Here is a 12,024-nt window from a genome sequence, read left to right on the forward strand (position 1 = left end):
GCCGGGCGCAGCCGGGCGCTCCGGGTCGCCGCCATCGGGTCCCGGGGCGGGGTGTGCGAGGGCGGTCATCGACGCGGTCTCCATGCTCTTTTGTGGGGTTCCGTCGGGTGTTCAAACGGACCCGACCATGCTATCGGGGGCCTTAGGGCTGGCCGGGTCTGAGTAACACAAACAGCGCCTCGCTGTCGGTCAGCACGGTGTCGCCGTCGCTCAACCGGCCCGACACGAAGATCTTGCGCCCCTCGACCCGGTCGACTCCCGCGTCGATCTGCAGCTCCTTTTCGATCGGGACGACCTGGCGGTAATTGATGTGCAGGTATGCGGTGCGTTGCCGAGGACCGCCGGTGATCACGCCGGACGTCATACCCAACACCGAGTCGAACAGCAGCCCGAGCGCGCCGCCGTGCACGGCGCTGTTGCGCCCGAGGTGAAACCGCCGAAAGCGGGCCCACCCCTCGATGCGGCCATCGTCAGTTCGATGCACCTTCATCGGCACCGGCAGGATGTTGCCGCGGTTGGGCAGGTCCATCCGTCGGCCCGACGGCGTCGTCCACTCGTCCACGTCGAACGGGCTGAGCAGGCCGGACACCTTCTCGATCAGGTCGGCCGCCTCGCTGATCACCCCGTCGGGTGCGTCGACCGCCCGGGCGTGATCCTGCAGCGTGCGCACCGCTTCGATAAATCGCCCATAGTCGGGCCCGCCTCTGGTGGTGGGTTCGGGCGGATTGAATCCGCCGCCCGGGTGTTTCGCGTTCACTCTGCGCTCAGGGCGCGACCTACTCGCACTTTTGCACCCTAGCCGCAGAGTCAATTCTCCTGTGCGGCGCCGGCGGCGGCCAGCGTCTCGAATTCCTCGTCGGACAGCGTGATCTCGGCGGCGGCCACGTTCTGCTCCAGGTGGGCGACGCTGGACGTGCCCGGAATCGGCAGCATCACCGGCGATCGCTTCAGCAGCCAGGCCAGCGCCAGCTGCGAGGGCGTCGCGCCGTGGCCGTCCGCGACTTTCTGCAGTGGACCATCGGGGGCCGCCAGCGGTCCCGCGGCCAGCGGGAACCACGGGATGAAAGCGATGCCCTGACTGTCCGCGGCATCCAGCAGCGGTTCGGCAGTGCGAGCGGCCAGGTTGTACATGTTCTGCACCGACACAATCGGCGCGACCGCCTGTGCAGCGGTCAGCTGATCCACGTCGATCTCCGACAGCCCGATGTGGCGGATCTTGCCTTCGGTCTGCAGCTTGCTCAGCTCCCCGACCTGGTCCTCCAGCGGGAAATTGGCGTCGATGCGGTGCAGCTGGAACAGGTCGATGGTCTCGACGCCGAGGCGGCGCAAGCTCATTTCGCATTCCTGACGCAGATAACTGGGATTGCCCAGCGGAATCCACACGTCCGGCCCGGTCCGCAGCAGCCCGGCCTTGGTGGCGATCACCAGTCCGTCGTAAGGATGCAACGCCTCGCGAATGATGTCCTCGGATACGTAAGGACCGTAGGAGTCGGCGGTGTCGATGAAGTTCACGCCGAGCTCGACGGCGCGGCGCAACACTCGCACGGCTTCGCCGCGGTCGGCCGGCGGGCCCCAGACGCCCTTGCCGGTCAGACGCATGGCGCCGAAGCCGAGACGGTTGACGGTCAGGTCGCCGCCGAGGGTGAGGGTTCCGGATGCTTGGGCTGTAGTCACCTCTCCGACCGTACGCGCGGCGTGGCAAGCTGACTTAGGTGGACTTGTACACGATGAGCACCATGCCGCTGACCTATCCCGAAGTCGGTGCGACCGCAGGACCTCCGCCGCCGGGATACCGCCACCTCGGCTTTGTGAGCCAGATCGGCGCAGGTCACCAGCGTTTCGTTGAGGCCGCTGATGCGCTGATGCACTGGGGCATGCAGCGCGGCGCCGGACTACGCGTCCAGCCCAGCAGCGACGTAGTCGAGGTCGGCGCGGTGGTGATGGTCAAGATGGGTTTCGTGAAGGCACCGTGCCGCGTGGTGTACGTCATCGATGAACCAACCGTGCGGGGCTTTGCCTATGGCACGCTGCCCGGTCATCCCGAGTCCGGTGAGGAACGGTTCGCGGTTCGCCACGACCCGGTCACCGCCGCGGTCTATGCCGAGGTCTCGTCGTTCTCCCGGCCGGTGGCCTGGTGGAGCAAAACCCCGTTGACGTCGCTGGCCCAGCGGTTGATCGCCAAGCGCTACGTTCACGCGGTCTGACGGGCTGTCGGTTCGGCATGGGCGTGCACGCCCTGGGCCAACAGGCCGAGTGCGACGGCGCCGACCAGTAGACCGAAGTCCCGCAAGGCGATGTCGTAAAAGCCGGACAGAGTTAGCAAGTCGATGATGATCCCGGCCAACCAGGCGGCAACCACCCATGCGCCGATCCGCGGCGCGACGGCAACTACCACGCCGGCCACAATCTCGATCACTCCCACGATGTACATGCACTGGTCAGCAGTCCCGGGAACAATGTTGTCGATCCAGGGCGCCAGGTACATGCTCCAGTGATGCGGGTGGGTCAGCAGATTGAAGAACTTGTCCAGCCCGAACAGGATCGGCGCAACGGTGAATACCGTCCGCAGCAGGACATACGCCGCGAACGTCGGGTCTTTCACCCGGTCGGCGAGCGGCGCGGCACCTGCTTGGTGGGTAGTCATGGCTTAGCTCCTTTCTAACGGATAGCATCATCAACGTTAGAACCGTTAGAATGTAGCGTCAACACTTTTGTCCGTTAGAAATGAGCGGCTCATGGACGGCCTGCGACGCGACGCCGCCGGGATCGGCGCCCTCGCCGACCCGCTACGCCACCAGCTCTATCGATTCGTCTGCTCGCAACCGGCACCGGTGAGCCGCGATCAGGCCGCTGACGCGATCGGCATCCCCCTTCACCAGGCGAAGTTTCACCTGGACCGGCTGGAATCCGAGGGTCTGCTGGAATCCGACTATGCGCGGTTGACCGGCCGCTCGGGTCCCGGCGCCGGGCGCACCTCCAAGCTGTACCGCCGAGCCCGTCGTGACATTGCGGTCAGCCTGCCGCATCGCGAGTACGAGCTGGCCGGACGGCTGATGGCCGAGGCCATCGCCGGGTCCGCAGCGACCGGCGTGCCCGCCGTCGAGGTGCTGCACCACATCGCCCACGACTACGGCCGCACGATCGGGGACACCGCGGTCGTCGAGGGCCGTCACACACCGGCCGACGCCGACGCAGCGCTCGAGTTGGCCGCCGCCGTGCTCACCGAGCACGGCTACCAACCGCGCCGCGTCGACGGCGAGATGCAGTTGAACAACTGCCCGTTTCATGCGCTGGCCCAGCAGCAGACCGAACTGGCCTGCGGCATGAACCATGCACTGATTTCCGGTGTGGCCGACGCGCTCACGCCGCACAGCCCGCACGCGCGCTTGGACCCACAGCCGGAAAGGTGTTGTGTGGTACTCACATCGAGCGCGGCAAGGCCTTAGCGCCAGGCCGAGAGCAGTTCCTCGGCCCCCGCGCAAAGCCGCTCAATCACCTCGCCCACCGGTGCGACGCCGGTGACCATCCCGACGCCCTGCCCGGCATCCACCGGAGCGGTTCGACGATCGTCGGCGGCGACCGCGGCGGCGAGCTCATCAAGCGCGTCGGGATCGTCGGCCAGCGCGTCTTCGTGACCGCTCCACCGCGCGACGAACTCATTGCGCAGTACCCGCGACGGAAACCGTTTCGACCACGGCAGTCCACGAACGATGTCGAACACCCGGGTGCTGGTGGTGTCGGTCTCGCCGGCCGCGACCAGTGCACGACGGGACGCGTCGCTCGTCAGTGCCTCCGGACTGGCCGAAAGCACCTTGCCTAACCACGCGCCGCTGGCGCCGGCGGCCAGCACGGCTGCCAGGCTGCGCGCAGAGGCGATTCCTCCGGCCGCGAGCACCGGCACCGACACGGCGTCCAACACAGCGTCGAGCAACGGAAGGGTGCCGATCGTCGCATCCCCGTGGCCGCCGCCTTCGGAGCCACGGGCCACCAGCAGATCGATCCCGGCATCCTGGGCTCGCCGCGCCTCGACGCTGTTGTAAACCTGTGTGGCCGCGGCGATCCCAGCATCATGGACGCGCTCGACCCAGGACAGGTCAGTTCCGAAGCTGACCGAGACAAGCACGGGTTGGGCGGCCAAGGCGGCATCGAGGAGCTCGGGCTCCTTGCGGATCACCCAGTCCACCAAGCCAATTCCGAATGTTCCACGCACGTACGGCAATTCGGCACGCAGCGCAACCGTCGACCCGGCACTGCCCATACCGACCATGCCCAGGCCACCGGCGGCGGTCACTGCGGCGGCGAGTCGTCCGCCGGCAACGCCGCCCATCGGCGCGTTCAGAATCGGCACCCGCAGGCTCATCCGCCGCGACCACGGCGTCGACAGCATCTGACTACGCGGAGGGAAGGCTCTTGAAGACGGTCAGCATGACCACCGAGTCGTCGACTGCCTGCAGCGAGTGCCGTTGCGGCGGGATCACGACGTAGTCGCCGGTCTTGCCGTCCCACTCGTCGTCGCCGGCGGTGAGGTGGACGTGGCCCTGCAGCACCTGCAGTGATGCCTGTCCGGGGCTGTCGTGTTCGGACAGTTCGTGCCCGGCAAGCAGGGCGAGCACCGTCTGCCGCAGTTCGTGATCGTGACCACCATGGATCGTGTGTGCGGCCCGTCCACTATGTGTTTGGCGCGCCTCGGCGAGCTTTTCGGAGGCCATGTTGGTCAGCGAGATCGATTCCATTAGCCCGATAGTAGAAGTATCCCGGCTGCGGTCAATGCCGCCACCTTGACTGTCTCGAAGCCGACGTAGATGTAGTGGCCGCGCGATCGTGGTGCCCCTTCTTCCGAGAGGCCAGCGAGCACTTGGTCGGACCGGCGATTCAGCCGGGGCCGCACCGCGCCGATCTGCAGGGCCAACGCAGCGAACACGATCGCCAACGCCACCGCTATGCCGGTTGAGGGCGGCCGGGCAATTGTTGCCACCAAGACCACGATGGCCAGCACCACCTCGACGGTGTTGAACGCGCGAAAGACCAGACGTCCGATGCCGAGGCCGATCTGCAGTGTGACGTTGGGGGCGCGGAACTTCAGCGGTGCTTCCAGAAACGAGATGGCCAGCACCATGCCCAACCAGACGAAGACAACCGCGACTGCTACGGCGTGGGCGAGCCTCACGTTGTGGTGATCTGGCGGGTCAGGTGCACCAGACACAGATCGGGCTCGACAAAGGGCTCCAGCCGATCGGCGGTAACCGGTGCCTGCCAGGTTTCCAGCGCCCCCTGCATGAGCCCCAGGTGGATTGGGCAGATGACGGCCTTCTGGCTTTCCGCCAGTTCCAAAAACGGGCAGTTCCGCAATCCCAGCTGCTCATCTCCGCGGGACTCAGGGTCAAAGCCGAGCTCGTCGAGTAGGCCTACCAGGTGTTCGATCGATTCGGCCGCATTAGGAGGTCCGGCGGTCGGCGGAGGCGGCGGCTCTAGCTGCTGGCCCCATTCGCGACCGGCGGCCAGCGCCCTGGCCGCGGCCTCCTGATCGCCCGCCAGACCCGCGGCAAGGATCTCGGCCAGCAGCTGATAGTGCCGGGGGCCGCCGGGATCCATCCGTCGAGTCGCACGGAACATCAGCGCCGGCCGGCCCGGCCCTTTGCGGTCCGGCTCGACCTGTTCGACCCTGCCCGTTTCGGCCAAAGTCTCCAGATGGAAGCGAACGGTGTTGGGGTGCACATCCAGCACCTCAGCGATTGCGGCGATGCTCATCGGAGAATCCGCGGCCCGCAACACCCTCAGGACATCGAGGCGGCGACCGGGGGAATGCGTAGCTGACTTGGCGACGGCGCTCATTATCCCGACCATTCCGCTGTCGGCAGGTGCGCCGATCAGCTTGGATACGCGATAAAGCCCGGTAGCTTTATACAAAGCGGATTGTAGCAATGCACCGAAGTTTTGCCAGTATCATGGCGAATCTTTTTGTGCGTCAATTTCTTCAAAGACGCTCTGGGCGATGCGGAAAGCGGCATTGGCGTCCGGCACACCGCAGTAGATCGCGGTCTGCAGCAGGACTTCTTTGATTTCGTCCCGCGATAGCCCGTTGCGCAGCGCGGCGCGAATGTGCGCCGCGAGCTCCTCGTCACGGCCACGGGCGATCAGCGCGGTCATCGCGATCATCGAACGGCTGCGGCGGTCCAGGCCCGGGCGGGACCAGATTGTGCCCCAAGCGTATTCGGTGATGAGCGTTTGAAAGTCACGAGTGAACTCGGTGATCTGCGCGTCAGCCCGCTCGACATAGCTGTCCGAAAGCACTTCTCGGCGTACGGCCATTCCCCGGTCAAAGGGATTGTCGCTCATCTTGATTGCCTGCCTCTCCCCCGGGCCGTTTTACGACCCGCATCGTCGCCAGGCGGCACGCCCACTCTCCTCAGCTTGGCCAACACATCGGCGATTCGGTCGGGCTGCTCGGCCGGCGCGAGATGGGCGGCGTGTGCCACCTCGATGAACCGCCCGCGGGTCACGTTGCTGGCAATGTAGCGCAGCGAATCAGGCGGCGTGGCAGTGTCATTGGCGCCAGCGACAGCAACGATCGGGGTGTCGATTTCACCGAGGCGGTGACGGGCGTCGAAATCGGCCAGCGCCTCACAGGTGCGTGCATAGCCGTCGTCGTCGGCCCGGCGCAGGGTGTCCAGCAGCGCCCGGGCTGACGCGGGATCGCGCTCGAAGAATCCGGGGGCGAACCACCGGCGAATTGACAGTGCCACGACTTCGCCTGTTCCGGCACTGCGAACGACTTTGGCCCGGGACTGCCAGTCGTCCGGGTCGCCGAGTCGCGCCGCCGTGCAGATCAGCGCGGCAGACACGATGCGCTCAGGATGGCCGAGCAGCAACTGAAGTCCGACCGCGCCGGCCACCGAGACACCGGCATAGGTGAACGGCCGCCGGCCGATCTTGCCCTCGACAACTTTGATGACGCTGGCGGCGAGGTCTTCGATAGTGAAGGCGTCGCTCGGTCGCGGGCTGGCGCCGTGGCCGGGAAGGTCCCAACCGATGACGTGATAGACGTCTGCCAGGCGTCGTGCCACACCAGACCACAAGGCCGCGACGGAGGTGCCCAACGACGGGCCGACCACCAGCGGTGGCAGATCCGGTGACCCACCGAGATGCGAGCCGCGGATTCGCGGGGCACTCACGGACGTTCCTTCACTATCCGCTTGGCACGATCCAGGCTTTCGTCGATCAACGCGTCGCCCGCACCGAAATAGTCAACGGACGGCTCTTTGCCGACCAGCTCAGCGATAACGCGTTGCTCGCCAAGCACATCGACGATGTCGAGGTTGCCGGCCATCCGCGCCGGATCGACCTGCAAACCGTTGAGCAGTTCGCTGCATTGAGAGCCGGCGACAACGGCTCGCCGGGCCAGCATGCGTAGCGGCTCCCATTCCGCATGCCATGCGCCATCGGGACGCTCGTCGTTGGCCAGAGCGGCAGCGGTGTGCAATGTCGCCCCAAGCGACGGCGCAGAAATCGCGGCGCGGCGAATCAGGATGGACAACACCGGGTTACGCTTCTGCGGCATGCTCGATGATCCACCGCGGCCGCCGGATGCGGGTTCGCTGAGTTCGGCGATCTCCGGCCGGACCAGGGTCACCACGTCTGATGCGATGCGGCCCCAGGCATCGGTGCATCCGATCAATGCGTCACCGATCGCGGTGACCGGCGCGCGGGTGGTGTGCCACGGCATTCTGGCGGCCAAACCCAAAGTCGCTGCGGTGTTTTGCAGCAGTTCCACCGATGTTGCACTGGGATTTGGTTGATCGGCGAGCGCCGCCAGCTCCGTTGCGGCGGCCAGTGTGCCGCCCGCGCCGCCGATCTGGATCGGGAAGGCGAGCGCGCTGAGTTGTTGATATGCGTCGACGACGCCGTTGCACCACAATGCCGCCTTGACTCCGAAAGTTGTGGGCACCGCATGCTGGGTCAGAGTCCGAGCCACCATCCGGGTTTCGCGGTGGGTCACCGCAAGCCCGGATAGGGCTGAAATCTGTTCGGCGAGTTGGGACTTCAACTCATCGACGACGGCACGAGTGGCCAGCATCAACCCGGTGTCGATCACGTCCTGGCTGGTAAGGCCGCGGTGAATCCACCGACTGACCTCCGCACTGGCCCGGTCACGAAGCAGTGCCACCAACCCGATCACGGGGTTGCCGCCATCCTCCGATCCGGCCGCGATCAACTCGCAGTCGCCGGCGCTCACCAAGCCGGAAAGGTCAGCGCCGCCGCACAGATCCGGCGCCAGCCCCGCGGCGACAAGCGCATCCAGCCAGGCCGATTCGACCGCGAGCATCGACGCCAGCAGCGTCGTGTCGGACATCAACTCCGCGGCGCGCTCATCCCCCGGCCACAACAGGTTGGTCATCCGGCCTCACCGCGATAGGCCAGAAACACTGTCTCGCTGCGGCCCTGAAGGTGAATATCGAAGCGGTATCCGTCCTTTTCGGCCGCACAGATCAGGGTTCGTCGCCGGTCCGCGTCCAGAGCAGTCAACAGCCGATCGGCGTCCAGGTCGGCATCCGGCAGGTACGCACGGGTGAAAACTCGGTTCAGCAGCCCACGCGCAAAGACGGTGATCGCGAAGAACGCGGCCCCTCCGGGTGTCAACGTCGTAAAGCTGTAGTGGCCGGCGGCGTCGGTCGCGCATCGGCCCCAACCGGTAAACGACTGGCCCCCGCGCCGCAGTGAGCCGTCTTGTCGGACGATTCGGCCGTCTGCTCCGCGCTGCCACAACTCGATCAGCGCGTCGGGCACGGCATCACCGGCGCCGTCGTAAACCGTCCCGTGTAGCCGGATGGCACCGGATTGCGCATCGGCGACCAGCTGGTTGTCGCCGCCGTACGGCAAGGCACAGTGGAAAAACGGCCCGACGGTTTGTCCTGGGGTGCAAGCTAATTCAGCCATGGTCACCGTTTTGCTCGGTCCAGGTTCGCTGCCTGCCTGCGACGACGATGTCCCACCGGTAACCGGTCGCATACTCGGGCTCAGTCAGATCATGGTCATAGGCTGCGACCAACCGTTGGCGGGCAACGGGATCCACGACGGACTGGTAGATCGGGTCCAGATCAAACAGTGGATCGCCGGGAAAATACATCTGGGTGACGAGCCGCTGGGTGAAGTCAGTTCCGAATACCGAGAAGTGGATGTGCGCTGGCCGCCAAGCATTTTGGTGATTCCGCCATGGGTAGGGACCGGGCTTGATGGTAAGGAAACGGTACGTTCCGTCCGGCCCGGTCAGGCAGCGGCCCACGCCGACGAAGTTGGGATCAATCGGTGCCGGGTGCTGGTCGAGTTGGTGGTTGTACCGCCCGGCAGCGTTGGCTTGCCAGATCTCGATGAGTTGACCTGCCACCGGCTTGCTCGTCGCGTCGAGCAGCCGCCCGGTCACGATGATGCGCTCCCCGATGGGCTGCCCGGGGTGACCGGCGGTGAGGTCGGCGTCGAGGGGGTCGACATCCCGGCGCCCGAAGCACGGCGCCCAGCATTCGACCTCGTCCGGGTCGACGCGGACGAATGCAGACTTCGGATGGCGCAGCCTGCTGCTGCGATACGGCGGATAGTCCAGCAGTGGCTGCGGCTCATCGCTGCCCTGGTAGTCGGCGGCGATGCGGGCCATCTCCGCACTGATCGCGCGTTGCGACTCAGTGTGGGCCGGCCTTGCTGCAGCCTTCATTACAGCAGACGCTAATGCGAAAATCGGTTACCCTCAACCACTTCGCGGGATTTCGGTTGCTTATGCGCCATACTGGGATGCCATGCCTCGTGACTACATCTATGACCAGGGGTTCTCGCAGGAGCGCGCGCGCCTGGCGGGCATCGAGAGCCTCTGGGATCCGGGAAGCCAACGGCTGCTCGACGGCCTGGGCATCGGCGCGGGCTGGCGGTGCCTGGAGGTTGGTGCAGGCGGCGGCTCGCTGGTCGAGTGGATGGCCGGTCGCGGCGCCACGGTGCTCGCGATCGATATCGATACGCGTTTCGTCGAGCCGCTCGCCGGCGAGGCGGTTGAGATCCGGCAGGTAGACATCCGAACCGACGAGCTACCGCAGGCCGAGTTCGACTTGGTCCACGCCCGGTTGGTGCTCGAGCACCTGACCGAGCGCCGACGAATCCTCGACCGCCTGGCGGCCGCGCTGCGCCCCGGCGGGTGGATGGTCATCGAAGACTACGACTGGACCGGTTTCGGGTTCGAGGACGACGATCCGCGGCTGAACCGGGTGGCCGAGGCCATCATCACGTTCATGCAGCAGGCCGGATTCGAGCCGCGCTATGGCCGCCGCGTTGTCGCCGACATGGCCGCCGCCGGGCTGACCGACGTTCACGGCGAGGGCCGCGCCCTGATCATCGACTCGCAGTCCCCCGGGTCGGACTTCTTCAGGCTGTCCTTTGAGAGCGTGCGGGACGCCGTGGTCGGTGCCGGCCTGCTCTCGCCTGAAGATGCCGACGCGGCGGCCGCCGGATTCGCCGAGGACAGACGGGTGCAGACACCGCTGATGATGGCCGGAATCGGCGGCCGCTGAACGGGTTTCGGGCTACAGAGCCCGCAGCATCGACTTTCTGCCCTTGACCCGCAGCTTATGAACAGTCGACTCTCGCAGCTGCTCAATGCGGGAAGCCATTTTGTCGCCCAGCTCGACGAGTTCCGAATCGGTGATTTTCACCGACGGAGGCACTGGGATCATGTCGCGCTCCTCCTCGTCGGCGTGCGCCTCCAAGACGGTTGCGAACGAATGCCATTCGTCGTCGTAGGTCGGCGCCGCCGGCGAAGTGCGCAGCAGCACCGAGAGCTGATCGATGACCTGGCGGTGCTCGGCGTGCGCGACGGCAATCAACTCGCTGGCCGCCGCCAGAGCCGGGTAGTAGATGTCGTCCTCGATGCGGAAATGGATGTCGAGTTCAACGAGCAGATCGTCGAGATGCGCCTGGCGTTCGGGGGCAACCGCAGGCGTGTCGGAGATTTTCTTAACCAGTCCCTTGAGCACCTTGTGGTGGTCCTGCAACACGGTGTAGGCGTTCACTTAGCGACTCCTTTTCCTGCCGGAAGCGAATGCTGACCGTCTCCACGCAACTCGATCATCCCGTCGTTGATCCGCGTTTGATAGCGCGGCAACGGCGCCGCTGACGGGCCGCGCACTACCGCTCCTGAGCAGACGTCGAATCGCGACCCGTGCCATGGGCACACCAGCCGGCCACGATCGACCCAGCCGTCACTCATCGGAGCGGCCAGGTGCGGGCAGAACTCGCCGAACGCCGCGACCTCTCCGTTGTTGCCGGTTCGGCACACCACCAGCCCCACCCCGTCGACCTCGACGCGCTGCGGCTTGCCGTTCTTCAGCGACTCCACCGGCAGCACCGGCGTCCAGTCCGCTGCACGCAGCCGCTCGCCGGATTGGTCAATGCCGATACCGGAGGCGAACACCAAGGCACCGCCCATGTAACTCGCGCTGACGGTGATGCCGTAACCGAGCGCGGTGGTGACAATCCCCCGAGCGTGGCGGCCGCGGCGGCGATCCAGCCACGACATGATGTAGAGGCCGGTCGCCAACCCGTTCAGCACGCCGTGCACCAATCCGATGCGGCGGTCTTCCTCGTGGGTGTGTTGCCAATCCGCGACGCCGGTGACCGCCGAACCCAAGTTCGCCAAAATCCCCAGCCCCAGCGCGCGGGTAGCGAACCGTGACGCGTCGGCGAGTTCCTGCTTCGGTCGGCGAGGCAGCATGCTGAGCGCGTCCAACCCGACCGTGGTCCCGATCGCACCGCTTGTCAGCGAGGCCAGCGGCGGGTGCACTGGGTGGCCGAGCCATACCCCGTTGAGGGCGTTGGCGATGCGATCCCGGCTGTTGCCCAGCGCGTTGAAGGCGATGGCGACCAGGTGCTCGAGCCGGTAACTGGGCCGATCCAGCCACTCCTGACTGCCGATGACGGATAGCAGCCGTTCCATCCGCTTGTGCAAACGGCCTTGCGGAGGCGCCTCAACCACGGCATCAAGTCCTTTCT

The 12,024-nt window shown here is 66.1% G+C and carries 17 protein-coding genes; 3 read left to right on the forward strand and 14 right to left on the reverse strand.

Annotated features, from left to right (window positions below):
* Positions 1-142 precede the first annotated feature (142 nt).
* The gene (locus WB785_RS17175) at positions 143-757 is read right to left on the reverse strand and encodes a PaaI family thioesterase (protein WP_424080512.1); all 615 of its coding nucleotides are present in this window, start codon (positions 755-757) and stop codon (positions 143-145) included.
* 50 nt (positions 758-807) lie between these two features.
* The gene (locus WB785_RS17180) at positions 808-1,674 is read right to left on the reverse strand and encodes an aldo/keto reductase (RefSeq protein WP_424080513.1); all 867 of its coding nucleotides are present in this window, start codon (positions 1,672-1,674) and stop codon (positions 808-810) included.
* Positions 1,675-1,712: 38 nt separating this feature from the next.
* On the opposite strand from WB785_RS17180, the gene WB785_RS17185 reads away from it, so the two are divergent.
* A complete protein-coding gene (locus tag WB785_RS17185; RefSeq protein ID WP_424080514.1) occupies positions 1,713-2,204 on the forward strand; it encodes a DUF1990 domain-containing protein in 492 nt (163 codons plus the stop codon).
* On the opposite strand, the gene WB785_RS17190 is transcribed toward WB785_RS17185, so the two are convergent.
* Positions 2,192-2,644 (reverse strand): hypothetical protein, encoded by a 453-nt coding sequence (locus tag WB785_RS17190; protein ID WP_424080515.1) that lies wholly within the window; start codon positions 2,642-2,644, stop codon positions 2,192-2,194. The genes WB785_RS17185 and WB785_RS17190 overlap by 13 nt on opposite strands.
* A gap of 91 nt (positions 2,645-2,735) precedes the next feature.
* On the opposite strand from WB785_RS17190, the gene WB785_RS17195 reads away from it, so the two are divergent.
* On the forward strand, positions 2,736-3,446 hold the full coding sequence (locus tag WB785_RS17195; RefSeq protein ID WP_424080516.1) for a helix-turn-helix transcriptional regulator: 711 nt from the start codon (positions 2,736-2,738) through the stop codon (positions 3,444-3,446).
* Here WB785_RS17195 and WB785_RS17200 read toward each other — a convergent pair.
* The 9 genes from WB785_RS17200 to pcaH all read right to left on the reverse strand — a co-directional run bounded on the left by WB785_RS17200 (position 3,443) and on the right by pcaH (position 9,703).
* Entirely contained in the window at positions 3,443-4,387 is a 945-nt protein-coding gene (locus WB785_RS17200) for an NAD(P)H-dependent flavin oxidoreductase (RefSeq protein WP_424080517.1), read from the reverse strand. The genes WB785_RS17195 and WB785_RS17200 overlap by 4 nt on opposite strands.
* Before the next feature lie 4 nt (positions 4,388-4,391).
* Positions 4,392-4,733, reverse strand: coding sequence for a cupin domain-containing protein (locus WB785_RS17205; protein ID WP_424080518.1), 342 nt, complete (start codon positions 4,731-4,733; stop codon positions 4,392-4,394).
* The gene (locus WB785_RS17210; RefSeq protein WP_424080519.1) at positions 4,733-5,167 is read right to left on the reverse strand and encodes a hypothetical protein; all 435 of its coding nucleotides are present in this window, start codon (positions 5,165-5,167) and stop codon (positions 4,733-4,735) included. Before WB785_RS17210 ends, WB785_RS17205 begins: the two co-directional genes overlap by 1 nt.
* Complete coding sequence (locus WB785_RS17215) at positions 5,164-5,832, reverse strand: helix-turn-helix transcriptional regulator (protein ID WP_424080520.1); 669 nt, start codon at positions 5,830-5,832, stop codon at positions 5,164-5,166. Before WB785_RS17215 ends, WB785_RS17210 begins: the two co-directional genes overlap by 4 nt.
* Positions 5,833-5,943: 111 nt before the next feature.
* The gene (gene pcaC / locus WB785_RS17220; protein WP_424080521.1) at positions 5,944-6,336 is read right to left on the reverse strand and encodes a 4-carboxymuconolactone decarboxylase; all 393 of its coding nucleotides are present in this window, start codon (positions 6,334-6,336) and stop codon (positions 5,944-5,946) included.
* Positions 6,333-7,172 (reverse strand): alpha/beta fold hydrolase, encoded by an 840-nt coding sequence (locus WB785_RS17225; protein WP_424080522.1) that lies wholly within the window; start codon positions 7,170-7,172, stop codon positions 6,333-6,335. Before WB785_RS17225 ends, pcaC begins: the two co-directional genes overlap by 4 nt.
* Complete coding sequence (locus WB785_RS17230) at positions 7,169-8,395, reverse strand: lyase family protein (RefSeq protein WP_424080523.1); 1,227 nt, start codon at positions 8,393-8,395, stop codon at positions 7,169-7,171. The genes WB785_RS17225 and WB785_RS17230 overlap by 4 nt, the downstream gene beginning before the upstream one ends.
* The gene (pcaG, locus tag WB785_RS17235) at positions 8,392-8,934 is read right to left on the reverse strand and encodes a protocatechuate 3,4-dioxygenase subunit alpha (RefSeq protein WP_424080524.1); all 543 of its coding nucleotides are present in this window, start codon (positions 8,932-8,934) and stop codon (positions 8,392-8,394) included. The genes WB785_RS17230 and pcaG overlap by 4 nt, the downstream gene beginning before the upstream one ends.
* Positions 8,927-9,703, reverse strand: coding sequence for a protocatechuate 3,4-dioxygenase subunit beta (gene pcaH, locus WB785_RS17240; protein WP_424080525.1), 777 nt, complete (start codon positions 9,701-9,703; stop codon positions 8,927-8,929). Before pcaH ends, pcaG begins: the two co-directional genes overlap by 8 nt.
* Positions 9,704-9,785: 82 nt before the next feature.
* On the opposite strand from pcaH, the gene WB785_RS17245 reads away from it, so the two are divergent.
* A complete protein-coding gene (locus tag WB785_RS17245; RefSeq protein ID WP_424080526.1) occupies positions 9,786-10,547 on the forward strand; it encodes a class I SAM-dependent methyltransferase in 762 nt (253 codons plus the stop codon).
* A 12-nt stretch (positions 10,548-10,559) separates the two neighbouring features.
* Here WB785_RS17245 and WB785_RS17250 read toward each other — a convergent pair whose 3' ends face one another.
* The gene (locus WB785_RS17250; protein WP_424080527.1) at positions 10,560-11,045 is read right to left on the reverse strand and encodes a hemerythrin domain-containing protein; all 486 of its coding nucleotides are present in this window, start codon (positions 11,043-11,045) and stop codon (positions 10,560-10,562) included.
* Positions 11,042-12,007, reverse strand: a complete 966-nt coding sequence (locus WB785_RS17255; protein WP_424080528.1) for a Rieske 2Fe-2S domain-containing protein — start codon at positions 12,005-12,007, stop codon at positions 11,042-11,044. The genes WB785_RS17250 and WB785_RS17255 overlap by 4 nt, the downstream gene beginning before the upstream one ends.
* Positions 12,008-12,024: the final 17 nt, after the last annotated feature.

The sequence above is a fragment of the Mycobacterium sp. genome (assembly GCF_049585075.1).
Taxonomy (GTDB): Bacteria; Actinomycetota; Actinomycetes; order Mycobacteriales; family Mycobacteriaceae; genus Mycobacterium.

Coding starts and splice junctions, on each gene's coding strand:
- WB785_RS17190 (WP_424080515.1), bottom strand. CDS start 2,644: ATGACTACCCACCAAGCAGGTGCCGCGCCGCTCGCCGACCGGGTGAAA.
- WB785_RS17195 (WP_424080516.1), top strand. CDS start 2,736: ATGGACGGCCTGCGACGCGACGCCGCCGGGATCGGCGCCCTCGCCGAC.
- WB785_RS17200 (WP_424080517.1), bottom strand. CDS start 4,387: ATGCTGTCGACGCCGTGGTCGCGGCGGATGAGCCTGCGGGTGCCGATT.
- WB785_RS17205 (WP_424080518.1), bottom strand. CDS start 4,733: ATGGAATCGATCTCGCTGACCAACATGGCCTCCGAAAAGCTCGCCGAG.
- WB785_RS17215 (WP_424080520.1), bottom strand. CDS start 5,832: ATGAGCGCCGTCGCCAAGTCAGCTACGCATTCCCCCGGTCGCCGCCTC.
- pcaC (WP_424080521.1), bottom strand. CDS start 6,336: ATGAGCGACAATCCCTTTGACCGGGGAATGGCCGTACGCCGAGAAGTG.
- WB785_RS17230 (WP_424080523.1), bottom strand. CDS start 8,395: ATGACCAACCTGTTGTGGCCGGGGGATGAGCGCGCCGCGGAGTTGATG.
- pcaG (WP_424080524.1), bottom strand. CDS start 8,934: ATGGCTGAATTAGCTTGCACCCCAGGACAAACCGTCGGGCCGTTTTTC.
- pcaH (WP_424080525.1), bottom strand. CDS start 9,703: ATGAAGGCTGCAGCAAGGCCGGCCCACACTGAGTCGCAACGCGCGATC.
- WB785_RS17245 (WP_424080526.1), top strand. CDS start 9,786: ATGCCTCGTGACTACATCTATGACCAGGGGTTCTCGCAGGAGCGCGCG.